Source organism: Cellulosimicrobium sp. ES-005 (assembly GCF_040448685.1).
Taxonomy (GTDB): Bacteria; Actinomycetota; Actinomycetes; order Actinomycetales; family Cellulomonadaceae; genus Cellulosimicrobium; species Cellulosimicrobium cellulans_G.
The window spans coordinates 1,011,807-1,033,650 of sequence record NZ_CP159290.1 but is presented as its reverse complement, the minus strand read 5'-3'; the positions used below and the strand labels follow the sequence as shown (position 1 = coordinate 1,033,650).

Below are 21,844 nucleotides of genomic sequence, written 5' to 3'. Positions count from 1 at the left end.
AGGCCCGCCCACCGACGGCGGTCGGCCCGTCAGGCGCCCGCCACCTCGGCCGCGAGCGCTGGCGCGAGGTCGCCCGACGGCGCGACGTCGACCTCGGGCACGCCCAGCCACCCTCCGAGCACGCGGAGCTCGGCCGCGAGGCGGGCCGCGGTCTGCTCCCCCGCCGACTGCTCGCGGTGCGCCGACAGCACCCGCAGGACGCCCGCCCGCCGGTCGGCCTTGAGGTCGACCCGCGCGGTGAGGTCCTCGCCCTCGAGGAACGGCAGGACGTAGTAGCCGTGGACCCGCTTCGGTGCCGGCACGTAGATCTCGATCCGGTAGTGCACGTCGAACAGCCGCTCGAGCCGCGTGCGCTCGAACACGAGCGGGTCGAACGGGTTGAGCAGCGTCGTCGCCGTCGCGCGACGCGGGAGCGCGGCGTCCGCGTGCAGGTACGTCGGCTCGTCCCAGCCCCGCACCGTCACGGGCCGCAGGGTCCCGGCCTCGACGAGCTCGTCGAACGCGGTGCGCACCGCGGGCCCCCGGAGCCGGAAGTAGTCCTTGAAGCAGCGCAACGTCCCCACCCCGTGCGCGCGGGCCCCGATCTCGAGCAGGGCGCGCACGGCGTCCGCGTCCGCGACGGGCGGGGCCGCGAGGGCCTCCGGCGGGAGCACGCGCTCCGTGAGGTCGTAGCAGCGCTCGAAGGCGCCGTTGCGACGCGCCGAGGTGATCTCGCCCGTGAAGAAGAGGAACTCGAGCGCACGCTTGGCGACCGTCCAGTTCCAGCCCCACTGCGAGCGGTCGCGCGGGTGCGCCCGGCCCTCGGCCTCCAGGATCTCGTGCACCTCGCTCGCCGTGATCGGACCGCGCTCCGTGACGAGGCGACGCACGTCGACCACCGCCTCGGAGTGGCTCATCTCCACCGCGCTGATCGTCCCCCACGCCTCGGTCCGGTACCGACGGCGGCGCCACTCCAGCAGCGGCCACGTGCTCGGCGGGACGTACGACGCCATGTGCGCCCACGTCTCCACGAGCCGTCGCGGGGCGCGACCCGCCGCGCGGTCCAGCAGCGCCGTGTCGTACGGGCCGAGGCGCGCGTACAGCGGCATGAGGTGCGCCCGCGCGAGCACGTTCACCGAGTCGATCTGCAGCAGCCCGAGGCGGTCGATCACGCCCTGGACCTGCCGCATCGTCGGCGCGCGCCCGACGGTCCCGTCGTACGGACGCTCCCGGTGCAGGCCCTGGGCGGCGAGCGCGACACGGCGCGCCTGGGACAGGGACATCGACTCGGACCTCGACGGCATGACGACCACCCCCCGATCCTGCCGAACCCCACCCACACCCGCCCCGTGCCGAACAGGCGGTCCTGGCGCGTCCCGGTCACCGGACGCACCACGACCACCTGCTCGGCCGATCCGGAGGGCCCGGTCGTGGCGGGACGGAGACGGCGGACGGGACGGGCCGGCAGCGCGACGCGCCCGGACCCGAGGAGGGTCCGGGCGCGTCGGCGAGGGTCAGGCGGTCTTCTCGACCGCGGCGTCGGCGCAGTCGCAGGACGTGTCGAGCGCGACGACCCCGTACGTCCAGCCGCGGCGCCGGTAGGCGACGGACGGGCGCGAGGTCTCCACGTCGACGAAGAGGAAGAAGTCGTGGCCGACCATCTCCATCTCGTACAGCGCGTCGTCCACGGTCATGGGTTCCGCGGAGTGCAGCTTCTGCCGGATGACGACGGGCGAGTCGCCGAGGGTGGTCTCGACGGCCTCCCCGGGCGCGGTGGGCGCGGTCGGCGCCGGCGGCGGGGGTGCGGCGTGCGTGGCCGGGTCGTAGGGGCGCACGTCGACGGGCGGCACGACGGTGTGGTTGCGGTGGTCCTTGCGACGGTCGCGGGCACGGCGCAGGCGCTCGGCGAGCTTGTCCATCGCGAGGTCGAGGGCGCCGAACCGGTCGTCCGCCGCAGCCTCGGCACGGACGACGGGTCCCTTGGCGCGCACGGTCAGCTCGACGCGTTCGCGAACTCCGGAGAGCCTCGGGTTGTTCTCGTGGGTGACCTCGACGTCCACGCGCTGCGCCGTCGGCGCGAGCTGCTGGACCTTGGCGAGCTTGTCCTCCACGTGCCGGCGGAAGCGGTCTGCCACTTCCGTGTGCCTGCCGACGACGACGATCTCCATGTGAGCCTCCGCGAGGATCTTGTGCGGCGCCCGGCTCGATGCGTCCGAGCGCCTCGTTCGGATTCGGTAGGAGCACCCGTTCCCGGGTGCGGTGGGCTACCACCTCCTTGCGGCGCGAGGCCGCGCGCTCGGTACGCTCGCGCGGCGTCGGACGTGCCCTGCACCTCCGTCGTCCGCGGCGACTGGCCCTCAGACTAACCCGCGCCCCGGGGTGTCGGCAGCACCAACGGGAGGTGAACCGGAGGACCTTCGGCCCCGCCCGTCCGACGGGCGCCACCCGCCTCCCCCGGCGCCCGGCGACGCGTCGACGGCGCGGGCGTCGCGGCCAGCACGAAGGCTCCCAGCACGGGCATCCCGGCGCGGGAGAGGGCGGTCTCGCACGCGGCGAGGGTGGCCCCGGTGGTGAGGACGTCGTCGACGAGGAGGCACGCGAACCGTTCCTGGACGACCGCCCGCGCCCGCCGCCCGGTCACGGGTCCCGCCGCGAGGCGGACCGCCCCGAGGCGGGCACCGCGCGCCCGCGCGCCGAGCCCGACCTGGTCGCGGACCGGTCCCCGCTGGGTCAGCAGGGGCACGGCCCGCGCCGGCGTCCCCGCGGTGGCGAGACCCGCGGCGACCGCCCGCGCGAGCACGACGACGGGGTCGCGCCCGCGGGCCCGGCGCGCGGCGGCGGACGTCGGCGCGGGCACGACGAGGACCGGCCCCGCCGGGGCGCCGGGACGGGCGCCGAGGGCCTGGCCCAGGTCGGCACCCGCCCGTCCGGCGACGGCTCCCAGCGGGCGGTCGAGGTCGGCCCGCCCGCGGTCCTTCCAGGCGACGACCACGCCGCGCACCGGGCCGGCGTAGTGCGCCGGGGCCCAGACGGGAAGGGGCGCGACGCCGTCGAGCCGGTCGAGGCGGGGAGCCGCCTGCTCGCGGCGCCGCAGCGGTGCGCCCAGCGGCGCGAGGCAGTCGCGGCACCACCGCACGTCGGGACGGTCGCACCCCGGGCACGCGACCGGCAGCACGAGGCGCGTGACGTCGTCGAGAGCACGGAGGAGCACCGGACGAGCATGCCCGGGGCGCGGCCTGCGCGCGGGTGCGGCGGCGAGCCCTGTGGACGACGACGGCCCGCGCCCCGGACCGGCGCCCGGCGTCGGGTCCTGGGGCCAGGGCCTGTGGTCAGGCCCCGACGAGGGCGAGACGAGGCCCCGGTCAGCCGGGGTAGGTGGGCAGGCGCACCTCGGTCGCGACCTTCGTCCAGAGCGTCGAGGTGCCCGCCGCGTAGAGGCTGCTGTCGCTGGTCCCGACGAGGGTCGTGGCGATGCCCGTCGCCGAGGCGAGGGACACGGCGTCCTCGACCGGCGACGAGGCCATCGTCGGCCCACCGACGGGGACGCGCTGCACGACGGGGTCCGCCGTCCCGACGGTGCGGCCGAGCACCCCCAGCAGGGCCCGGTCCACCCACGTGACCTGGGTGGCGGCGACCACCGGTTGCCCCACGCGGACCGGCTCCGAGAGCTGGGTCGGGCGACCTGCCTCGTCGCGGACGATGCCGGCGACCTGGATCTGCGCCCCGCTCCCGGCGTCGCTCACGACGGCGACCCGCGCGCCGTCCGGCGCCACGCGCACCGACATGATCGTGCGGCCCTCGAGCCAGGGTGCCGCGACGGTGGAGACCGCCGCGTCGGACCCCGCCCCGCGGAGGTCGACGACCTGGAGCGTGCCCGCCTGCACCTGCGGCCCGCTCCACAGGTACTGGAAGCGGTCGATCGACGGCGCGAGGATGTTCGACCCCGTGAGCAGCGTCGTCGGCCCGGACTCCGCGGTGGGCGCCGTGACGATGCGGCCGCCCCCGTCGCGGACCACGTACGTCGCGTCGGAGGACCGTCCGCGGAAGGCGAGGGCCGTGGGCTGGAGCCCGGTGAGCGGCGCGGCGGACGCGACCGCCTTGGTCGTGCGCCCCTCGAGGCTCATGATCTGGTCCCCGGACAGGACGACGGGATCGTCGGGCGTGGTCGCGACGCCGATGGTCGGGACCTCGTCCGCGGAGAGGGTGGACCCGCCCACCCCGATCGTGATCTCGACGCGTCCTCCGAGGGACGCCTGGAGCTGGGCGAGGAGGAGGGCGCGGTCAGCGGGCGGCGCCTCCGTCACGGGCTCGTTGAGCGGCACGATGACGGCGCCCTCGCCCGGCGGGACCGAGTCGATGCTCAGCGCGGTGCCCTCGGGGGCGACGGTCGCCACGGAGCCCGCGAGCCACTCCGAGGGACCGTTCAGCGTCTCGCGCACCGCGAGCGCCTGCCAGTTGCGGCTCGGGAACCAGCGCGCGTCGGGCACGAGGTAGGCGCGGTCGACCGTCGGGAAGTAGAGGTTGACCTGCTTGTACGTCTGCGCGAAGTTCGCCTCGGTGATCGTCAGGCCGTCGTCGACGGCGTCGATGCGCCACTGGTCGTCGTCGTCGCGCACGAGCCCGTAGGAGATCTCGATCGTCTGCCCGGGGGCCTGCTCGGTGTAGACGCCGTGCTCGTCGACGGTGCCGGTGAGCTCCGCGGTCGTGCGGACCGTCGTGACCCCGTCCTCGAGCGTCGACTCGTCCACGACGAGCTCCGGCTCTCCCGCGAGGATCGCGACCTGCGCGAGCGGCGACCACTCCTCCTGCACCTCGGCCGTGAGGAACTCCGAGGCGACGTCGAACGAGCTCCGCGCGCCCTGGGCCTGCGCCGCGAGGAACCCCTGGACGATCTGGGTCGGCGACGCGTCCCGGATCGGGGCCGCGGCGCTGACGAACGGCTGGCCCGGGTCCTCGGGGGTGGCCTGCCCCTCGGTGACGGGCCCGGAGGTCGGGATGGAGGCGCACGCGCCGAGCGCGGCGACCAGCGCCGTCGCGAGCCCGGCGGCGAGCGCGTGCCCGGCCCGCCGACGCAGGGTTCGACCGCGCAGGGTCCCGGTGGTGGTCATCGCGCCTCCCGCACGTCGTCGCCGATCAGGTGCTCGTCGCCGGTCCCGGGCTCGGCCCCTCGGCCGGGGTGCCCGGCATGGTCGCGCGGCAGGACGACGGGGATGCCGCCCGTGACCGACGGGAGGTCGGCAGGACCCGCCGTCCCCTCGACGTCCTCGACGACCGGGGTCGTCGCGCTCCACTCGGCGGGGAGACCGCGGCCGACGGCGGCCTCGGCGACGAGCGGCAGCGGCGAGGACTGGAGCCGGATGCCCGCGCGCCGAGGCAGCGTGAGCCGGAAGCTCGCGCCGCGGCCGGGACGACCCCACGCCTCGAGCCAGCCGCCGTGCAGGTGCGCGTCCTCGAGCGAGATCGCGAGGCCGAGGCCCGTCCCGCCGGTCGTGCGGGCGCGGGCCGGGTCCGCGCGCCAGAAGCGGTCGAACACGTGCTGGACCTCGTCCGGGGTCATGCCGACGCCGTGGTCGCGCACCGCGATCGCGACGGCGTGCCCGTCGCCCTCGACCGTGATCTCGACGGGCCGTTCCTCGGCGTGCTCGATCGCGTTGACGACCAGGTTGCGGACGATGCGCTCGACGCGACGCGGGTCGATGTCGGCCGTGACCGGCTCGTCCCCGAGGTGGACGGACAGCCACACGCCCTTGCGCTCGGCGAGCGGGGCGGCGTGGTCGACGGCGGCGTTGACGACGTCGCGCAGGTCGCGCCGCTCGGCGTCCAGGACCGCGGCGCCCGCGTCGAACCGGCTGATCTCGAGCAGGTCCGCGAGGAGGTCCTCGAACCGGTCGAGCTGGGCCTGCAGCAGCTCGGTCGAGCGCCTCGAGACGGGGTCGAAGTCCTCGCGCGAGGAGTACAGCACCTCGGACGCCATCCGGATCGTCGTGAGCGGCGTCCGCAGCTCGTGGGAGACGTCGGAGACGAACCGGCGCTGGAGCATCGACAGCTCCTCCATGCGCCCGATCTGCTCCTGCAGCCCCTGCGCCATCTCGTTGAACGAGTGCGCGAGCGACGCCATCTCGTCGTGCCCCTTGACCGGGAGCCGCTCGTCGAGGCGACCGTCGGCGAGGCGCTCCGCGACGGTCGCCGCCTGCCGCACGGGCAGGACGGCCTGGCGCGTGACGAGCGCGGTGATGCCAACGAGCAGGGCGAGCAGCACGAGCGCACCGACGAGCAGGACCGACTGCAGGAAGCGCAGCGTCTCCTGGTCCGCCCTCAGGTCGTAGAGGTAGTAGAGCTCCCAGGTCCCGGCGACGGGCACCTCGACCGTCGAGCCGACGACGATGCCCGGCACGACCGGCGAGTCCGGGTCCGCCGGGTCGACCGGGATGGCGACCGACTGGAGGTACTGCTCGCCGTCCGCGGAGACCGTGGCCGCGCGCATCTCGGGCGTGACGAGGTCGGTGAGCTGCGGGTTCGTCGACAGGTCGAGGAACCCGACGGTGCTCGACCCGCCGGCCTGCCACAGGAAGACGTCGCGCGACGAGCCCGTGCTCTGCAGCATCGAGAACAGGTCGAACAGCAGCGACTGCGCCTCGGTCGCGTTCGCCGCGGGCGACGCGTCGAGCGTGTTGCGCGCCTGCTGCGTCGACTGCGCGCTCTCCAGGTCGACCTCGTCCGCGCGCCGCTCGTAGAGCCCGTCGCGCATCGCGTCGGTGAGGTACGCGCCCAGCGCGCCGACGGTGAGGACGCCCACGACGAGCGCGGACGTGACGACGCGGAGCTGCATCGAGGAGCGCCAGCGCCACACGACGCGGCGGGCCGTGGCGCGCGCGCGGCGTCGGACCCGGCGCCAGAGCCCCCGCCAGCGCCCGTCGGTGGAGCCGGCCGTCGCGCTCACGTGCGGGTCGCGCCCGCCTTGTACCCGACGCCGCGGACGGTCAGCACGATCTCCGGGTTCTCCGGGTCGTGCTCGATCTTCGAGCGCAGGCGCTGCACGTGGACGTTGACGAGGCGCGTGTCCGCGGCGTGCCGGTAGCCCCAGACCTTCTCGAGGAGCACCTCGCGCGTGAAGACCTGCCACGGCTTGCGCGCGAGCGCGACGAGGAGGTCGAACTCGAGCGGGGTCAGCGAGACCTGCTCGCCGCCGCGCGAGACGCGGTGGCCCGTCACGTCGATCTCGACGTCGCCGATCGACAGGTGCTCGGGGGCCGGCTCCTCCGTGCGGCGCAGGCGCGCGCGGATGCGGGCCACGAGCTCCTTGGGCTTGAACGGCTTGGAGATGTAGTCGTCGGCGCCCGACTCGAGACCGAGCACGACGTCGACCGTGTCGCTCTTCGCGGTGAGCATGATGACGGGCACGCCCGACTCGGCGCGGATGAGGCGGCACACCTCGGTGCCGTCCTTGCCCGGGAGCATGAGGTCGAGGAGCACGAGGTCCGGCTGGGTGCTGCGGAACGTCTCGAGCGCGAGGTCGCCGTCGGCGCAGAAGACGGGCTCGAATCCCTCGGAGCGCAGGACGATCCCGATCATCTCGGCCAGAGCGGTGTCGTCGTCGACCACGAGCACACGAACCTTCATGCGGACATCTTGCCATCGACGGGCCGCGGCTCGGAGCGGCCCGGCGCCCCCGGCGCGGGTGAACCCGACCCGCCGCCACCTCGTGCCGACCCGTCGTGCAGCCCCGCGTGCCGGTGGGACGCGGCGGGCCGGGACCGCCGTGGTGCAGGGCCGCGTACTAGGGTGGCCTCGCCGCCGTCGCCCGATCCTCGCACGGCGGCCTGGACCGACGCCCGAGCCGACCCGGGGGACCACGAGCACATGAGCACACCCGACACCTCCGGCACGCCGGACGGTGCCACGCCCGACCCGACGGCGGCACCCGGTCCGACGACGCCCGTCGGCCCCACCCCGGGCGACGACGCCGGCGGCTGGGGAGCCCCCGCGTACGGCGCACCCGGCTACGGTGCGCCGGGCAGCACCGCCCCGCAGCCGCCGCAGCCCCAGTACGGCCAGTACGCCCCCGGGTACGGGCCCGGCCAGGTCCCGACGGCGGACCAGCCGCCCGCGCCCGCCGCACCCGGCGGGTGGGGGCAGCCGGCCTCCGGGCAGCCGCAGTACGGCCAGTCCGCGCCGCAGGCTCCGGGCGGGTACGGACAGCCGGGCTACGGGCAGGGCCAGTACGGACAGGGGCAGTACGGACAGGGCCAGTACGGCCAGCAGCAGTACGGCGCCCCCGGCTACGGCCCGCCCGCCGGGTTCGCGGGCGCGCCCTACGTGCCGCCCGCCGCGAAGCCGGGGATCGTCCCGCTGCGTCCGCTGTCGCTCGGCGAGATCTTCGACGGCGCGTTCGGCGCCATCCGCCACAACCCGCGCGTCATGCTCGGCATGAGCACGCTCGTCGTCGTCGTCGCGACCGTCATCGGGGCGCTGCTCGGATGGGCGTTCTCCGGCTACTTCGCGGACCTCTTCCTCTCCCTGCCCAGCGAGTCCGGGCTCGGCGGGATGGAGAACGACTTCGCGATGCTCTACTCGAGCACGCTCGGGACCGGGCTCACGACGAGCCTCGCGACCCCCATCGTCAGCGGGCTGCTCACGGTCTCCATCGGGCAGTCCGTCATCGGGCGCAAGGCCACGATCGGGGAGGTCTGGGCCCAGGTGGGCCGCCGCGCGTGGTTCCTCATCGGCTTCTCGCTCCTGCTGGGCCTCGCGTGGGCGGTCGCCGTCGCGCTGGTCGTGCTCCTCGTCGCCCTCGGCTTCGCCGCCACGACCGGGCTCGGGGTGGTCCTGCTCGTCGTCGCCCTCCCGGGTCTCCTGGTGCTGGCCGTCTGGGTGGGCACGCGCACCGGGCTCGTCCCGCCGGCGCTCGCGCTCGAGGGCCAGCCGTTCTGGGCGACGGTCCGGCGCTCGTGGCTCCTGACGCGCGGCAGCTTCTGGCGCCTGTTCGGCATCTACCTGCTCGCCTACGTCGCGATGTACGTCGTCGTGCAGATCGTCGTCTCGCCGTTCAGCATCGTCAGCACGTTCCTCCTCGCCGCCGGCCAGGGCTTCGTCGCGAACGCCCTGCTGGCGCTCGGCGTCGCGCTCTCGACGATCGTCATGACGCTGTTCCTGGGGAGCGTCGTGGCGCTGCTCTACATCGACGTGCGCATGCGGCGCGAGGGCCTGGACGTCGAGCTCGCCGCCGCGGCGAACGCGCAGCCGCCCGCATGACGCTGCGGTCGCTCGCGGCCGACGCGCCCGTGCAGCCGGACGCCGACGAGGCGCGCCGGTGGCTCGTCGAGGAGCTCGCGAAGCCCGAGTACCGCACGGAGCCGTCGCTCCTGCAGCGGTTCCTCGACTGGCTGCTCGGGCTCTTCGACGGCGCACCCACGATCGACCTGGGCGGCCCGCTCACCGCGGTGCTCGTCGTCGCGGTCGTGCTTCTCGTGGCCGGCATCGCCTACTGGGTCGCGGGCCCGGTGCGCCTGTCGCGCCGGGCGACGTCGTCCGTCGTCGTGCAGGACGACGACGCGCGGACCGCGGCCGAGATGCGCGCGGCGGCCGACGCCGCGGCGTCCCGGGCCGACTGGGCGACCGCCACGCTCGAGCGCTTCCGCGCCGTCGTCCGCTCGCTCGAGGAGCGGGCCGTCCTCGACGCCCGTCCCGGGCGGACCGCGTGGGAGGCCGCCGAGGCCGCGGGCGAGCGCGTGCCCGACGTCGCGGACGGGCTCGCCCGTGGCGCGCACCTGTTCGACGACGTCGCGTACGGCAAGGCAGCCGTCGGGCCCGAGGCGGACGCGTTCCTGCGGGCGCTCGACGAGCGCACCCTGGCGACGCGCCCCGCGCTGCGGGCAGAGCTCGCGACGACGGCCGCCCCGACCCCGGGGGGTGACGACGCGTGAGCACCACGACGTCCGCGGCCCCGTCCGGGGACGGCACCCGGGCCGTCACGACGGCGTACGTGCCCGTCGTCGGCGACGGCACGACCGCCGGGTCGCGGGCCCGGAGCCGGTGGCGACGCGCCCGCTGGCCCGTCGCGGTGGTCGTCGCGCTCCTCGTGCTCGCCGGCCTGTCCGCGATCGCGCGCCCCACGACCTCGGCGACGCCCCTGGCACCCGACAACCCCGGCCCCGACGGCGCGCGCGCCGTCGCCGAGGTGCTGCGCGACCGGGGCGTCGAGATCACGTACGTGACGACGGTCGCGGACGCGGTCGCGGCGTCCGCCGACGGGGGGACCCTGCTCGTCGCGCAGGGCGACTTCCTGCTCGACGCGCAGGTCGACGCGCTCGTCCGCACGCCGACCGACCTCGTCCTGGTGGCTCCGCCCGACGTCCTGCTCTCGTCCGCGACCGACGGCGGCGCGGAGCTCGCCTACGACTGGGGGTCGGGGTCGTCCGCCCGGTCGGCGCGCTGCGACGACCCGGCCGCGGAGGCGGCCGGGGCGCTGCGCTCGGACGGCGTCGGCTTCCACGCGCTCGACCGGACGACCGTCCTGTGCTTCCCCTCCGCCGACGACCCGTCGATCGGCGCCTACCTCGTGCACGAGACCGACGAGCGGAGCGTGCGCGCCGTCGACACGGCCGCGGTCCTGCGCAACGACTCGGTCACCGACGACGGCAACGCCGCCCTCGCCCTGTGGACGCTCGGTGCGCACGACCGCCTCGTGTGGCTCGTGCCCGACCCGTTCGACACGTCGCTCGGCGGCGGCGAGGACGAGCAGACCCCGGCGCTCTCCCTCCCGCCGTGGTTCGGCGTCGTCGCGCTCCAGGTGCTCGTCGTCGCGCTCGTCGTCGCGCTGTGGCGCGGCCGCCGGCTCGGCCGGCTCGTGACGGAGGACCTGCCGGTCGTCGTGCGCGCGGCCGAGACGACGCGCGGCCGCGGCCGCCTCTACCGGCGCGCCGGAGCGCGCGGGCACGCCGCCGCCGGGCTGCGCGCGAGCGCCGCGGACCGGCTCGCGAACCGGCTCGGCCTCCCGCGCTCCGCCGACGCGCCCGCCCTCGTCGACGCGGTCGCCCGCGCGACGGGCCGCCCGGGCGAGCAGGTCGCCCAGCTCCTGTACGGACCACCACCCGCCGACGACGCGGCGCTGCTCGAGCTCGCGCGTCACCTTGACCGGATCGAGAGCGAGGTCTACCACTCGTGACGCACCACCCCGACGGCTCCGTGCCGCAGCCCGACCGCTACGCGCCGCCACCGCACCAGGAGCAGCCGTACATCCAGGACCCGAGCGTCGCCGACCGCGTGAGCGCGGCCGCCGGCGCCCCCGGTCACGAGCCCGGACCGCACGGCCCGGGCGTCCCGGCGCCCGGCGACGCCGCCGCTCCCCCGGCGGCCTACGGTCAGCCGGGAGTCCCCGCACCGGCACCCGTGCACGACGCACCGCCCGCGCCGTCCCCCGAGCTGCGCCAGGCCCTGGCCGCCGTGCGCACCGAGGTGGGCAAGGCCGTCGTCGGGCAGGACGGGGCCGTGACGAGCCTGCTCATCGCGCTGCTGTGCAAGGGCCACGTGCTGCTGGAGGGCGTGCCCGGCGTCGCGAAGACGCTGCTCGTGCGCACGCTCGCCGCGTCGCTCGACCTCGGCACCAAGCGCGTGCAGTTCACGCCCGACCTCATGCCCGGCGACGTCACGGGCTCGCTCGTGTACGACGCGCGGACCGCCGAGTTCTCGTTCCGCGAGGGCCCCGTCTTCACGAACCTGCTGCTCGCGGACGAGATCAACCGCACGCCCCCCAAGACCCAGGCGTCGCTCCTGGAGGCCATGGAGGAGCGGCAGGTCTCGGTCGACGGCACGCCGCGCCCCCTGCCCGACCCGTTCCTCGTCATCGCGACGCAGAACCCCGTCGAGTACGAGGGCACGTACCCGCTGCCCGAGGCGCAGCTCGACCGCTTCCTGCTCAAGGTCGTGCTGCCCCTGCCCGAGCGCGAGCAGGAGGTCGAGGTGCTCGCCCGCCACGCTGCCGGCTTCAACCCGCGCGACCTCGCGGGCGCGGGCGTGCGCGCCGTCGCCGGGCGCGACGTGCTCGACCGGGCGCGCGCGGAGGTCGCGCGCGTCCAGGTCGCGCGCGAGGTCCTCGGCTACGCCGTCGACGTGTGCCGCGCGACGCGCCACTCCCCCTCGTTGTCCCTCGGCGTGTCCCCGCGCGGCGCGACGGCGCTGCTCGCCACGTCGCGCGCGTGGGCCTGGCTCTCGGGCCGCTCCTACGTGACGCCCGACGACGTCAAGGCCCTCGCGCACCCGACGCTGCGCCACCGCGTGCAGCTCCGGCCCGAGGCCGAGCTCGAGGGCGTGACCGCCGAGAGCGTGCTCGACACCGTGCTCGCGTCCGTCCCCGTCCCCCGCTGAGGCGTCGCACGTGGCCCTGACGTGGCGCGCCGTCGTGCTCACGGCGCTCGGGATCGTCCCCGTGCTGCTGTTCCCCGTGCCGGGGACGGTGCTCGTGTGGACGCTGCTCGTCGTCGCGCTGTGCGCGCTCGACGCCTCGCTCGCCGCGTCCCCGCGGCGCGTCGCGATCGAGCGGCGCGTCCCGGGCTCGGTCCGCCTCACCGACACGACGACGTCGCGCCTCACCCTCACCAACCTCGCGCCCCGGCGGCTCCGCGCGCTCGTGCGCGACGCGTGGCCGCCGTCCGCGGGGACCCAGGTCAACCGGCACCCGGTCGACCTGCCGCCCGGCGAGGCCACGCGCGTCACGACCGTCCTCGTGCCCACGCGGCGCGGCGAGCGCGTCGCCGACCGGGTCACGATCCGCTCGTTCGGCCCGCTGCGCCTCGCCGCGCGCCAGGCCTCGATCACCGTGCCCGGCCGGCTGCGCGTGCTCCCCGAGTTCGCGTCCCGCCGTCACCTGCCGAGCCGGCTCGCGCGCCTGCGCGAGATGGACGGTCGCGCCGCGGTGCAGGTGCGCGGCGAGGGCACCGAGTTCGACTCGCTGCGCGAGTACGTGCTCGGCGACGACGTCCGCTCGATCGACTGGCGCGCGTCCGCCCGCGGCCGGGACATGGTCGTGCGCACGTGGCGCCCCGAGCGCGACCGGCGCGTGCTCATCGTCGTCGACACGTCCCGCACGTCCGCGACCCGCGTCGGCGACGAGCCGCGCCTCGACGCGAGCATCGAGGCCGCGCTCCTGCTCGCCGCGCTCGCCGGCCGCGCGGGCGACCGCGTCGAGCTCGTCGCGTACGACCGCACCGTGCGCTCGCGCGTCGCCGGGGCGGCCGGCCCGCGCCTCATGCCCGCCATGGCGGACGCCCTCGCACCGCTCGAACCCGCGCTCCTCGAGACCGACTGGCCGGGACTCGTCGGCACCGTCCACGAGCGCCTGTCGCAGCGCGCGCTCGTCGTGCTCCTGTCGACCCTCGATCCCGCCGCCGTCGAGACCGGGCTGCTCCCCGTCGTCGGGCAGCTCACGGCCAAGCACCAGGTCGTGCTCGCCGCCGCGGGCGACCCCGAGGTCGCCGCCCTGCGTGACGGCCGCAGCGGCACCGCCGAGGCGTACGACGCCGCCGCGGCGGCCCGCGGGGAGATCGAGCGCGCCGCCGTGACGACCGTCCTGCGCCAGCGCGGCGTCGAGGTCGTCGACGCCCTCCCCGACGACCTCGCCCCCCGCCTCGCCGACACCTACCTCGCCCTCAAGGCCGCCGGCCGCCTCTGACGTCCGGGCCCGCCGACCGCGAGGTAGAGCCTCCGGTCGCGAGAGAGAGCTCCGGGCGTCCTACCTCGCGACCGGCGGTTCTACCTCGGCGGTCGAGGTCGTTCCCTCAGGGGCGAGGTAGGGTCGTGCGGGTCGTTCCACCGAGCTCAGGAGTACCCCGTGGCCTGGCAGCCCACCGATCCCCGACAGCGCGCACGGCGCAACCGTCGCGTCGCGATGATCGTCGTGGCGGCGCTCCTCGCGACGTTCCTCATCCCTGCGCTCGCGATCGTGCTGTCCTGACCCGCCGATGGGCGACGGGCGGTTCGGGCCGCGGCTGAGCCACGACGACCTCAACCGTGCGCTGCTCGCGCGCCAGCACCTCGACGCCCCCTGCGAGGCGTCGGTGCTGGACGAGGTGCGGCATCTCGTGGGGCTCCAGTCGCAGGTGCCGTCGTCGCCGTACCCCGCCCTGTGGTCGCGGCTCGCGGCGTTCGCGCCCGACGACCTGGGCGCGCTGCTCACCGACCGTGCGGTCGTGCGCGTGGGCGCGCTGCGCGGGACGGTGCACCTGGTCGCCGCGGACGACGCGCTGGGGGTCACGGCGCTGGTGCGGCCGACGCTCGCCGCGTACCTGCGGGCGAAGAACCAGCACGGCGCGGCCCTCGCGGACGTGGACCTCGACGACCTCGAGGAGGTCGCGCGCGACCTGCTCGACGAGCCGCTCACCTCGGTCGAGCTCGGCAGGCGCCTCGCGGTGCGGTGGCCCGACGTCGATCCCAAGCACCTCGCGTACGGTGCGCGCTGCCTGCTGCCGCTGGTCCAGGTGCCGCCGCGCGGGCTCTGGGGCGCGAGCGGGCCGGGGACCACCACCACGTGGACGACGGCGCAGGCCTGGCTGGGCCGCTCCGACCCGGTCCTCGACGCGGTCGCGCACGACACGGACCCCGACGCCGTCCTCGCGACCCGCGTCGGGCTCGTGCGGCGCTACCTGGCGGCGTTCGCCCCGGCCTCCGTGGTCGACGCGCAGCAGTGGTCGGGCCTGACCCGGCTCAAGCCCGCGTTCGAGGTGCTGTGTCCCGCGCTCGTGACGTTCACCGGCCCGGACGGCAAGGAGCTCTTCGACCTCCCCGACGCGCCCCGCCCGCCCGGCGACGCGCCCGTGCCGACGGTCCTCGCGGGCGACTTCGACAACCTCGTCCTCGCGCACGACGACCGGACGCGGATCCTCGGCGACGTGCCGGTCAAGAGCGTCGTGAGCATCAACGGGCAGGTCGCGGCGACGGTGCTCGTCGACGGACGCGTGGCCGGGGCGTGGACGGCGCGCCCGACCACCCCGTCCGCCCCCAGCCGGGCGACGACCGGGGCGACCTCGCCCGACGAGGCTGCGGACGACGTCGTGCACGTCGAGGTGCGCCCGCTGCACGGACCCGCGGGCGACGCGGCCGGACGCGGCACGGGCGCGGGCGGGCTGGGCGGCGCCGACGTCCGTCGCTCCCCCGCGGACCGGCTCCGCGAGCCCGGCGTGCGCGACGCGGTCGTCGCGCGAGCCGAGGACTGGGTCCGGTGCGCGTGGCCGGGTGCGCGGGCGCGCGTCGTCGTGCACGACTGACCCCCTCACGACTCCCCGGCCCCGAGCCGATGGCCGGCAGCCGATCCGGGAGCCGACGAGTCCAGAGCTGGGAGGAGCCGGGAGGCTGGAGCCAGGAAGAACCGTCAGGCCGCGACCGGGGCGACGTCGCCCGCGTGGTCGGCGGTGAGGTCGCCGGTCTCCCCGGCCGCCACCGCACGACGGCCGAGCACGATCGTGTAGACCCAGAACCCGGCGAGCGCGATCGCGCCGATGACGATCTTGAGCCACCACGGCATGGTCGAGCCCGTGACGAAGCCCTCGATCACCCCGGAGATCGCGAGCGCGATGACGAGCCCGATCGCGACGGTGACGAGCGCGCGGCCCTCCTGGGCGAGCGCGCGCGAGCGCGGGAGCGGGCCGGGATCGACCCACGCCCAGAAGATGCGGAGCCCTGCGGCGCCGGCGACGAACACCGACATGAGCTCGAGCAGTCCGTGCGGCGCGATGAGCTGGAGGAACAGCCCCAGCTCGCCGTGCGCGGCCATCATGCCGCCGGTCGAGCCGATGGCCACGGCGTTCGAGAACAGCACGTACGCGGGGAAGATCCCCGTGATCCCCAGCCCGATGCACTGCGCCGCGATCCAGGCGTTGTTGGTCCAGACGACCGTCGCGAAGTCGAGCCCGGGGTCGTAGTAGGACGCGAACGCCTCGTTCACGTAGTTCTCCTGGACGCTCGGCGGCCCCATGGACGCGAGGCCCTCGGGCGTCGTCGCGACCCAGACCCCGGCGACGAGCGCCACGACGACGCACGCGACCGTCACGCCGACCGACCACCACCGGATCCGGTACAGGGCGGCGGGCAGGGACACGGTGAGGAACCGCACGACGTCGCGCCACGCGGGCTCGTGCGCCCCCGCGATGCGGGTGCGGGCCTTGCCCAGCAGCACGGACAGGCGCGAGATGAGCACGGGGTCGGGCGCGACGGACCGGACGGTCGACAGGTGCGTCGCGACGGCCTGGTAGAGCCGGACCAGCTCGTCCGCCTCGGCGCCGTCGAGCGTGCGCCGCGACGTGAGGGTCTCCAGGCGGTCCCACTGCGCGCGGTGCACGTCGGTGAAGGCGTCGAGGTCCACGACCGATACCCTGCCACACAGGGCGTGCCGCCGGTGCGCCGACCGGCGTGCGGGCACGGACCCGTGACGGAGCGAGGGCGAGGAGCAGCGTGCGGGACGGCATCCTGATCGGCGAGGGCGTGGTCCTCGATGCACGACCGGCCTCGTTCGTCACCCGCGGCCTCGCGCTCTTCCTCGACATGCTCACGCTGTTCGTCGCGCTGTTCGCGCTGCTCTTCGCGACGTCGGGCTCGCTCGAGCTGGTCGACCCGGACTTCGCCCCGGCCATCGGGATCGCGCTCGCCGTCCTCGTCATGGTCGTCGTCCCGACGACCGTGGAGACGCTGTCGCGCGGGCGCTCGCTCGGGAAGCTCGCGCTGGGCATCCGGGTCGTGCGCGACGACGGCGGCCCGGTCCGCTTCCGGCACGCCTTCCTGCGCGCGCTGGTCGGCATCGGCGAGATCTGGCTGACGCTCGGCTCCGTCGCGCTCGTCGCGTCGCTGACGAACGACAAGGGCAAGCGCCTCGGCGACATGGCGGCGGGGACGTACGCGATCCGGGTGCGGGGCGGGCGGCCGACGCTCGCGCCGCTCGTCATGCCGCCGTACCTCGCCGCGTGGGCGTCCCACGCCGACATGCGCCGCCTGCCCGACGGTCTCGCGCTCGCCGCGCGGCAGTTCCTGGCGCGGTCGAACACGCTTCACCCGGCGTCGCGGGCCCGGCTCGGCCAGGAGCTCGCGGGACAGGTCGAGCGGTACGTGGCGCCCGGCCCGCCGCCCGGCACGCACCCGGAGACGTTCCTCCTGGCGGTGCTCGCCGAGCGGCGCGACCGGGACTGGGCGACGGCGCAGCGCGCGCAGGCGCTCGCGCGCGAGCAGGCCGAGCTGCTGCACCGGCTCCCCTACTCGATCCCCGACCCCACGCGCTGACGCCGACGCCCGCGCACGGTGTCAGCGCCCCGCGGGTCCCGAGGCCCCTGCGGCGCCGGCACGTCGCGCGGGGCGGGCGTCCTCGAAGCGACCCACCACGCGGGAGATCCCCAGGAGCACGAGCGCGAAGGCGCCGAACCAGACCGGGCGGCTCGCCCACCAGTCGGCGCTGCCCGGGGGCGGGAGCTGCTGGCCGAGCGCCACGAGCACCGTCCCGACGACGACGATCACCGCCGTCAGGTGCCACAGGTAGACGGTCATCGACCGTCGGGCGAGGCCCGCGACGACGGCGCGGCCACGCCCGTCCGCCCAGCGCACGAGCGGTCCTCGGGCGGCGAGCGCGAGGGCGACGAGGGCGACCGCGTGCAGGACGACGGGCGCCGTGGGCGGCCCGAGGTTCGACATCGTGTCCCCCGGCATGCCGATGAGCGACACGGGGTACGGCCCGACGGCGACGAGCAGGGCCGCGAGCGCCGCCGACGCGAGCGCGACCCCGACGAGCACGAGCGGCCGCGGGAGGACGGCCACGGGCACCACGCGCCCCCGCCGCACGACCCGCGTCCCCGAGCGCGCGTCGGCGTACAGGAGCCCGATGGCGTAGGGGACGGCCCACACGAGCACGACGTCGACGAGCGCGAGGCGCTCCGCCCCGGCGCCGAAGCGGAGCGCCTCGACGGCGAGCGGCGCGGCGACGAGCGCGCCGACGGTCCACCAGCCCGCGGCGTGCAGCGCGCGCCGCAGGAGCGGCGTGAGCACGACGAGGCCGAGGTACACCGCGAGGAACCACAGCAGCTGCGGCGCGAGCGTCGCGAGCGAGCGGACCGCGTCCCCCGGCAGGCCGGCGGCGAGCAGCACCCCGATCGCGACCACCCACGCCCCGACGAACACCCCGACGGGCCGCAGGAGCCGGGGCACGCGCCGCCCGGCGAGCCGTGCTCCCGCAGCGAGGTCGGCGAGGACGCTGGGGCGCGCCACCACCCGCCCGGCGCCCGCGAGCCCGGGCGCGCGACCGCCGTCGGGCCCGCTCCGCAGCCCGTACGCGGCCGAGGCCCCGGCGGCGAAGAACAGGAGCGCGAGGACCTGCAGCGCCCAGGTGACGGTCCAGCCGGCGCCGTGCGCGAGGGCGTTGCCGATGCGCAGGTGCTCGCCGTCCCACGTCGCGTCCGCCATGAGCCAGTGCACCGTGAGGACGCTGAGCGTCGCGAGGGCCCGCACGGCGTCGACGAACACGTCGCGTCGAGGTCGGCGCGGCCCGTCCCCTCCGGGGAGCGGGGCGGTGCCGGGCGTCCGGGCGGCGCCCGACGGCGGTCGGTCCCGGCGGGCGTGCGGCCCGCCCGCGGACGCCGGTCGGGCGGGGACGGGGCGCGCGCGGGACGGCGCGCGGGTCGGGGACGGCGGCGGCGACAGGACGGCCACGGGATGCTCCAAGGTCGGCGAGCCCGGGAGGATCCCCGGTGCTCACCAGTCTCGAAACATCCCGTTCGTCCCGGTACGGGACGGTCCCCCGACCCCGGCGCGGCGGTCCACCCGGTCCGGCGGGGGTTGTCCCCCGCCCCGCTCAGACCTTGAGGTAGCGCAGCACGGCGAGCACGCGCCGGTGGTCGCCCGCGTCCTGGGGCAGGCCGAGCTTGCCGAAGATCGACGTGACGTTCTTCTCGACCGCGCCGTAGGAGAGGAACAGCGCCTCCGCGATGGCGGAGTTCGAGCGGCCCTGCGCCATGAGCTCCAGGACCTCCGTCTCGCGCGGTGTGAGGCGCGCCAGCCCGTCGTCGGACCGCGAGGCGCCCATGAGCTGGCTGACGACCTCGGGGTCGAGCACGGTCTGACCGGCGGCGATGCGCGTGAGCGCGTCGACGAACTCGCCGACGTCGGCGACGCGGTCCTTGAGCAGGTACCCGACGCCGCGAGCGCCGCCCGTCAGCAGCTCGCTCGCGAACCGCGTCTCGACGTACTGGGAGAACAGCAGCACCCCGAGGTCGGGGTGCGTCGCGCGCAGCGCGAGGGCGGCGCGCAGGCCCTCGTCGGTGAACGTCGGGGGCATCCGGATGTCGACGACCGCGACGTCGGGCAGCGCGTCCTCGGCCGCGAGCCGGGCCACCCGCGCGACGAGCTCGTCGCCGTCCGCGACCGCGGCCACGACCTCGTGTCCGCGGCGGGTGACGAGCGCGACGAGCCCGTCGCGCAGGATGGCGGAGTCCTCGGCGATGACGAGCCGCATGGTGTCCTTCCGGTCGGGCGGGCCGTGCGACGGCCCCGGCGGGCGGGATGCCCCGGGGACATCGTGCCCGACGGCGCCCGCCCGCTCGGGCAGGACACGGTGGTCCGTGCGCACGTCAGACCCGGACGGGCAGGAGGACGGTGACGACCGTCGGGCCGCCGACCGGGCTGGTGAGCTCGAACGAGCCGTCCACGGAGCGCACGCGCTCCGCGAGGCCCGCGAGGCCGGACCGCTGGCCGTCGGACCCGGGCTGCACGACGCGCGCGCCGCCCTGGCCGTCGTCGCGCACCCGCAGGCGCAGCCGCGCGCCGCGCCCGCTCCCCTGCCGCTCGACGAGCACGTACGCGCCCGTGGCCCGCGCGTGCTTGACCGCGTTCGTGACGAGCTCGGCCACGCAGAAGTACGCGATCGACTCCACGGCCGGCGCGAGCCGGCCGGACGCCTCGACGGCGGGGTCGACGTCGACCGTCACCGGGAGCGGCGAGCGTGCCGCGAGCGTCTCGAGCGCGACGGCGAGCCCGTTGTCGAGCGCGGGCGGGTGGATGCCGCGCGCGAGCTCGCGGAGCTCGACGAGCGCCTCCTTGGTCGACGAGTGCGCGAGGTCGACGAGCTCGAGCGCCTCGCCCGGGTCGCCGCCCCCGGCGAGCTGCTCCTTGGCCTCCCCGAGCTGCATCGCGACGGCGACGAGGCGGGCCTGCGTGCCGTCGTGCAGGTCGCGCTCGATGCGGCGCAGCTTGGCGTCCGCGTCCTCGACGGTGCGGCCGCGCGACTCCTCGAGGTCGGCGACGCGCAGGCTCGAGAGGGTCGGGCCGAGCAGCGCCACGGTGAGCGCGCGGAAGAGCTGGGCGAAGCCCCGCGTGACCTGCGCCCAGAGCCAGAGGAAGAGCAGCCCCACCAGGACGAGGCCGAGCTGGCGCACCGGGGTGTCGACGTACCAGTCGACACCGAACGACGCGCCGCGGTGCCACGACCCGTCGCTCGCCTGCTGCAGGGGGAGCCAGCGCGACCAGATCCAGTGCGTCGTGCCGCCGAGCCCCACGGCGAGGAAGACGGTGCTCACCACGAAGGACACGATCGCGAGGGGGAACGTGACGACGAGGAAGAGCACGGCCCGCCAGCCGGTCCCGTCGCCGATGCCGCCCCACAGGGTGCTCCAGAAACCGCGCCGCCGGACGTACGGCGCGGGGGCGGCGACGTCGATGCCGAGCGCCGAGCGCGCCAGTGACCGGTACATCGAGCCCCAGCCCCGCCCGCCGACCACGACCCACCCCGCGACCACGAGGCCGATGACCGGCACCAGCATCGCCACGAGGAAGACCACCGCGAACAGCCCGTAGGTGAACGCGAACGGCGCGAGGAGGATCGCGAGCCACAGGTATCCGTACGCGCGCCACGTCTGCCGGTGGAACGGCGCGCGCGCGAACGCCACGCGCTCGCGGTGGTCGACGTACCGGGGGTCGGGCTGCGTGCCGGCGAACGTCGTCGCGTCCGCCGCCGCGACGCCCGTGGGCGCATCTCCCGTCGCGGGGACGGTCGGGGCCAGGGGGCCGTGGCCCGCACCCGGGGTCGGGGTGCCCGACGGCGGGTCGCCCGTCGGCACGACGCTCGGCTGGTCAGGGGTCACGGCAGTCATGGTGCCAGTCTCGGCGAGCCGCGGTCACGGCGACAGGGTGGCGTCCGCCGCGCCGGGGTGGGGACGTCCCCCGTGTCGCCCCGGCGCGGCGACCCGTCGGGCGGTCGCCGGCACGGTCACCGCGCCGTCCGGGTCAGTGCAGGAGGTACTTGACGCCGATGACCACGCCCGCGAACGCCGCGGCGAGGAGCGTCTCCCCGACGAGCCGTGCGCCCCGGGCACCCGCCCGGTACGCGGCGAGGAAGCCGACGACGCCGAGGAGGAGCACGGTGAACCACACCGCGACGAGCGCGGCGTCCTCCACGTCGAGGCCGAACGCGTACGCGACCAGGTAGACGACGATCCCGGGGACCGCACCGAGCAGCACCCCCACGTTGAGGCGGAGAGCCGCGCGGGTGCGGTCCCACAGGGAGTGACCGCTGTCGCGGAACCGCCCGCTGACCGCGTCGACGTAGCAGTGCGCGAGCCAGTACCCGACCGCGACGAGGCCCGTCGCGACGACCACGCGATCGCCCGTCGGGGCGTGCACGCTGGACACCGCCATGACGAACCCGGCGACGATCGCGCCGTAGAGCAGGTCGTGCGGGGGCTCGCGCTCCCACCGGTCACCGACCCGGTGCCACAGCGGACGGACGCCCGGGGGCGGGCCCGCGGGCTCGCCGTCGGCCTGCGGGCCGACCTGTCCCGTCGCGCCCCCGCCCGCGGTGGGCGGGGGCGCGACGGGGCCACGCTCGTCGGGCGACTGGTCCATGCGA

The 21,844-nt window shown here is 76.1% G+C and carries 19 protein-coding genes; 8 read left to right on the top strand and 11 right to left on the bottom strand.

The genetic code is table 11. From position 1 onward, the window contains the following. Positions 1-29: 29 nt before the first annotated feature. The 6 genes from ABRQ22_RS04450 to mtrA all read right to left on the bottom strand — a co-directional run bounded on the left by ABRQ22_RS04450 (position 30) and on the right by mtrA (position 7,599). A complete protein-coding gene (locus tag ABRQ22_RS04450; protein ID WP_253053265.1) occupies positions 30-1,262 on the bottom strand; it encodes a crosslink repair DNA glycosylase YcaQ family protein in 1,233 nt (410 codons plus the stop codon). Positions 1,263-1,493: 231 nt separating this feature from the next. Then, positions 1,494-2,147, bottom strand: a complete 654-nt coding sequence (raiA, locus tag ABRQ22_RS04445) for a ribosome-associated translation inhibitor RaiA (RefSeq protein WP_253053263.1) — start codon at positions 2,145-2,147, stop codon at positions 1,494-1,496. Between the two features lie 194 nt (positions 2,148-2,341). Then, positions 2,342-3,190, bottom strand: coding sequence for a ComF family protein (locus ABRQ22_RS04440; RefSeq protein ID WP_353708721.1), 849 nt, complete (start codon positions 3,188-3,190; stop codon positions 2,342-2,344). A gap of 151 nt (positions 3,191-3,341) precedes the next feature. Then, the gene (locus ABRQ22_RS04435) at positions 3,342-5,087 is read right to left on the bottom strand and encodes an LpqB family beta-propeller domain-containing protein (protein WP_353708720.1); all 1,746 of its coding nucleotides are present in this window, start codon (positions 5,085-5,087) and stop codon (positions 3,342-3,344) included. Beyond that, on the bottom strand, positions 5,084-6,919 hold the full coding sequence (gene mtrB / locus ABRQ22_RS04430; protein WP_308202315.1) for an MtrAB system histidine kinase MtrB: 1,836 nt from the start codon (positions 6,917-6,919) through the stop codon (positions 5,084-5,086). The genes ABRQ22_RS04435 and mtrB overlap by 4 nt, the downstream gene beginning before the upstream one ends. Next, positions 6,916-7,599 (bottom strand): MtrAB system response regulator MtrA, encoded by a 684-nt coding sequence (gene mtrA, locus ABRQ22_RS04425; protein WP_253053257.1) that lies wholly within the window; start codon positions 7,597-7,599, stop codon positions 6,916-6,918. Before mtrA ends, mtrB begins: the two co-directional genes overlap by 4 nt. A 240-nt stretch (positions 7,600-7,839) precedes the next feature. On the opposite strand from mtrA, the gene ABRQ22_RS04420 reads away from it, so the two are divergent. The 7 genes from ABRQ22_RS04420 to ABRQ22_RS04390 all read left to right on the top strand — a co-directional run bounded on the left by ABRQ22_RS04420 (position 7,840) and on the right by ABRQ22_RS04390 (position 15,236). Next, positions 7,840-9,231: a hypothetical protein gene (locus ABRQ22_RS04420; RefSeq protein WP_353708719.1), complete on the top strand. Its 1,392-nt coding sequence runs from the start codon at positions 7,840-7,842 to the stop codon at positions 9,229-9,231. Beyond that, positions 9,228-9,902 carry a DUF4129 domain-containing protein gene (locus tag ABRQ22_RS04415; protein WP_353708718.1) on the top strand — a complete coding sequence of 225 codons (675 nt, stop codon included), beginning with the start codon at positions 9,228-9,230 and terminating at the stop codon, positions 9,900-9,902. Before ABRQ22_RS04420 ends, ABRQ22_RS04415 begins: the two co-directional genes overlap by 4 nt. Then, the gene (locus tag ABRQ22_RS04410) at positions 9,899-11,143 is read left to right on the top strand and encodes a DUF4350 domain-containing protein (RefSeq protein WP_353708717.1); all 1,245 of its coding nucleotides are present in this window, start codon (positions 9,899-9,901) and stop codon (positions 11,141-11,143) included. The genes ABRQ22_RS04415 and ABRQ22_RS04410 overlap by 4 nt, the downstream gene beginning before the upstream one ends. Positions 11,144-11,367: 224 nt before the next feature. Next, on the top strand, positions 11,368-12,342 hold the full coding sequence (locus ABRQ22_RS04405; RefSeq protein WP_253053701.1) for a MoxR family ATPase: 975 nt from the start codon (positions 11,368-11,370) through the stop codon (positions 12,340-12,342). A gap of 10 nt (positions 12,343-12,352) precedes the next feature. After that, positions 12,353-13,645, top strand: a complete 1,293-nt coding sequence (locus ABRQ22_RS04400; protein WP_353708716.1) for a DUF58 domain-containing protein — start codon at positions 12,353-12,355, stop codon at positions 13,643-13,645. Between the two features lie 159 nt (positions 13,646-13,804). Continuing rightward, a complete protein-coding gene (locus ABRQ22_RS04395) occupies positions 13,805-13,927 on the top strand; it encodes a hypothetical protein (RefSeq protein ID WP_255318720.1) in 123 nt (40 codons plus the stop codon). 7 nt (positions 13,928-13,934) lie between these two features. Beyond that, the gene (locus ABRQ22_RS04390) at positions 13,935-15,236 is read left to right on the top strand and encodes a winged helix DNA-binding domain-containing protein (protein ID WP_353708715.1); all 1,302 of its coding nucleotides are present in this window, start codon (positions 13,935-13,937) and stop codon (positions 15,234-15,236) included. Positions 15,237-15,340: 104 nt separating this feature from the next. On the opposite strand, the gene ABRQ22_RS04385 is transcribed toward ABRQ22_RS04390, so the two are convergent. Continuing rightward, positions 15,341-16,330: a stage II sporulation protein M gene (locus ABRQ22_RS04385; protein ID WP_253053245.1), complete on the bottom strand. Its 990-nt coding sequence runs from the start codon at positions 16,328-16,330 to the stop codon at positions 15,341-15,343. Positions 16,331-16,419: 89 nt separating this feature from the next. On the opposite strand from ABRQ22_RS04385, the gene ABRQ22_RS04380 reads away from it, so the two are divergent. After that, positions 16,420-17,238 carry an RDD family protein gene (locus ABRQ22_RS04380; RefSeq protein WP_253053243.1) on the top strand — a complete coding sequence of 273 codons (819 nt, stop codon included), beginning with the start codon at positions 16,420-16,422 and terminating at the stop codon, positions 17,236-17,238. A 21-nt stretch (positions 17,239-17,259) separates the two neighbouring features. On the opposite strand, the gene ABRQ22_RS04375 is transcribed toward ABRQ22_RS04380, so the two are convergent. The 4 genes from ABRQ22_RS04375 to ABRQ22_RS04360 form a co-directional block, all read right to left on the bottom strand. Then, positions 17,260-18,654 carry an acyltransferase family protein gene (locus ABRQ22_RS04375; protein WP_353708714.1) on the bottom strand — a complete coding sequence of 465 codons (1,395 nt, stop codon included), beginning with the start codon at positions 18,652-18,654 and terminating at the stop codon, positions 17,260-17,262. A 142-nt stretch (positions 18,655-18,796) separates the two neighbouring features. Then, entirely contained in the window at positions 18,797-19,456 is a 660-nt protein-coding gene (locus tag ABRQ22_RS04370) for a response regulator transcription factor (protein ID WP_253053239.1), read from the bottom strand. 115 nt (positions 19,457-19,571) lie between these two features. Next, the gene (locus ABRQ22_RS04365) at positions 19,572-21,089 is read right to left on the bottom strand and encodes a sensor domain-containing protein (RefSeq protein ID WP_353708713.1); all 1,518 of its coding nucleotides are present in this window, start codon (positions 21,087-21,089) and stop codon (positions 19,572-19,574) included. Positions 21,090-21,222: 133 nt separating this feature from the next. Next, positions 21,223-21,840, bottom strand: coding sequence for a hypothetical protein (locus ABRQ22_RS04360; RefSeq protein WP_353708712.1), 618 nt, complete (start codon positions 21,838-21,840; stop codon positions 21,223-21,225). Positions 21,841-21,844 lie beyond the last annotated feature (4 nt).

What these genes read in the sequence shown, in the direction of transcription:
- ABRQ22_RS04450 (WP_253053265.1), bottom strand. Translation starts at nt 1,262, where the DNA reads ATGTCCCTGTCCCAGGCGCGCCGTGTCGCGCTCGCCGCCCAGGGCCTG.
- raiA (WP_253053263.1), bottom strand. Translation starts at nt 2,147, where the DNA reads ATGGAGATCGTCGTCGTCGGCAGGCACACGGAAGTGGCAGACCGCTTC.
- ABRQ22_RS04435 (WP_353708720.1), bottom strand. Translation starts at nt 5,087, where the DNA reads ATGACCACCACCGGGACCCTGCGCGGTCGAACCCTGCGTCGGCGGGCC.
- mtrA (WP_253053257.1), bottom strand. Translation starts at nt 7,599, where the DNA reads ATGAAGGTTCGTGTGCTCGTGGTCGACGACGACACCGCTCTGGCCGAG.
- ABRQ22_RS04420 (WP_353708719.1), top strand. Translation starts at nt 7,840, where the DNA reads ATGAGCACACCCGACACCTCCGGCACGCCGGACGGTGCCACGCCCGAC.
- ABRQ22_RS04415 (WP_353708718.1), top strand. Translation starts at nt 9,228, where the DNA reads ATGACGCTGCGGTCGCTCGCGGCCGACGCGCCCGTGCAGCCGGACGCC.
- ABRQ22_RS04390 (WP_353708715.1), top strand. Translation starts at nt 13,935, where the DNA reads ATGGGCGACGGGCGGTTCGGGCCGCGGCTGAGCCACGACGACCTCAAC.
- ABRQ22_RS04370 (WP_253053239.1), bottom strand. Translation starts at nt 19,456, where the DNA reads ATGCGGCTCGTCATCGCCGAGGACTCCGCCATCCTGCGCGACGGGCTC.
- ABRQ22_RS04365 (WP_353708713.1), bottom strand. Translation starts at nt 21,089, where the DNA reads ATGACTGCCGTGACCCCTGACCAGCCGAGCGTCGTGCCGACGGGCGAC.
- ABRQ22_RS04360 (WP_353708712.1), bottom strand. Translation starts at nt 21,840, where the DNA reads ATGGACCAGTCGCCCGACGAGCGTGGCCCCGTCGCGCCCCCGCCCACC.